The 1366-nt window shown below is 73.5% G+C and carries 3 protein-coding genes; 2 read left to right on the top strand and 1 reads right to left on the bottom strand.

The annotated features are described in order from the left end of the window. The first annotated feature begins 133 nt into the window (after positions 1–133). On the top strand, positions 134–529 hold the full coding sequence (locus tag EF903_RS32605) for a nuclear transport factor 2 family protein (protein ID WP_125548534.1): 396 nt from the start codon (positions 134–136) through the stop codon (positions 527–529). A gap of 115 nt (positions 530–644) precedes the next feature. Here the strand turns inward: EF903_RS32605 and EF903_RS32600 are convergent, their stop codons facing one another. Further along, a complete protein-coding gene (locus EF903_RS32600; RefSeq protein WP_125548533.1) occupies positions 645–977 on the bottom strand; it encodes an antibiotic biosynthesis monooxygenase in 333 nt (110 codons plus the stop codon). Between the two features lie 158 nt (positions 978–1135). Between EF903_RS32600 and EF903_RS32595 the strand changes: the two genes are divergently transcribed. Then, on the top strand, positions 1136–1366 hold a 231-nt coding region (locus EF903_RS32595), incomplete at its 3' end, for a hypothetical protein (RefSeq protein WP_185902949.1).

Below are 1366 nucleotides of genomic sequence, written 5' to 3'. Positions count from 1 at the left end.
GCGTACGGGTGTCTTGTGTGGGGTCATGGCGCCAGTGTGGGGGAGCGGCGGCGGGCGACGCGTGGAATATCCACAGAGACGGGCCGATGATGGGAAAAGGGGTTAATCGCATCAACGGGAGGGCGGGAACGCCATGTCCGAACACCCTGACGCTGCCCTCGTCCGCCGCGGCTACGAAGCCTTCGGCAAGGGCGACATGCAGGCCCTGGGCGCCCTGATGACCGCCGACGTCATCCACCACGTGCCCGGCAGCAACCCGCTGTCCGGCCACCACAAGGGCCGCGAGGCCGTCCTCGACATGTACCGCCGGCTCGGCGAGGAGACCGGCGGCACCGCGCGGATCGAACTGCACTCGGTGCTCGTCGACGGGCGCGGCCACGCCATGGCCGTCCACACCTTCTACGGCGACCGCGGCGACCGCGGCCTGGAAGTGCAGCAGGGGCTCTTCTTCACCATCGTCGGCGGGAAGATCACCGACATCGACGAGTGCACCCAGGACATCGACGAGGAGGATGCCTTCTGGCGGTGACGACCGGCCCGGCCCGGCCCCACCCCGCCGGGGCCGCGGGCCGGGGCCACGGGGCCGGGGCCGGCGCCCACCGGTCGGCGTCGGCTCCGGCTCAGGCTCAGGCGTCGGCTCCGGCTCAGGCCTTCGGACCGGCCTGCTGGACGACCTCGAACGACCACACCGTCGACGCCGAAGCCGCCGGCTTCGGACGCTCGCCCGCGCCCGCCCCCGCGCCGCCGCCCTGGTGGGCGGCCTTCATCGGCCCCTCCATCCACGCCTGGAAGTCCTCCTCCGAACGCCAGCGCGTGTAGACCAGGTACTGGTCCGTGCCCTCCACCGGACGCAGCAGCTCGAACCACTCGAATCCGTCGGAACCCTCCACGGCCCCGGCCCGCGACGCGAACCGCTGCTCCAGCACCTCGCGCTGCTCGGCCGGCACTGTCAGGACGTTGATCTTCACGATGCTCATGACCGCCATCCTAGGTACCCGGCGGGGGATATCGTCGTCCCCGGAAAATCCAGCGCGGCAGCCAGACTCGACCGGGGCCCGCGCATCTGAGGGCGGGAGGCCTGCGAGGCGTGGCGAACGCGGCGGAGCACAGCGGTGCGCACGGGCATGCCGGGGTCATGAGCGCACGCGGACCCGCAGACGGACCCGCGGACGGACCCGCAGACGGACCCGCGGGAGCCGCCTCGCCGGCGGCCGCCGACGCGCGGCTCGCGGCCGGGCGCCTCCTCCTCTGGGCGCTGGCCGGCGTGCTCGCCCTCCGGCAGGCGGCCGCCGTGCTGCGCACCCCGTCCGGCCCGTGGCCGCTCGGCTCCCCCTCCATTCCGTACGACCCGTACGCCCCCCACGCC

The sequence above is a fragment of the Streptomyces sp. WAC05292 genome (assembly GCF_003949955.1).
GTDB lineage: Bacteria > Actinomycetota > Actinomycetes > Streptomycetales > Streptomycetaceae > Streptomyces > Streptomyces globosus.
The sequence above is the reverse complement of the archived record's forward strand: the minus strand, read 5'-3'. Positions and strand labels throughout refer to the sequence as shown.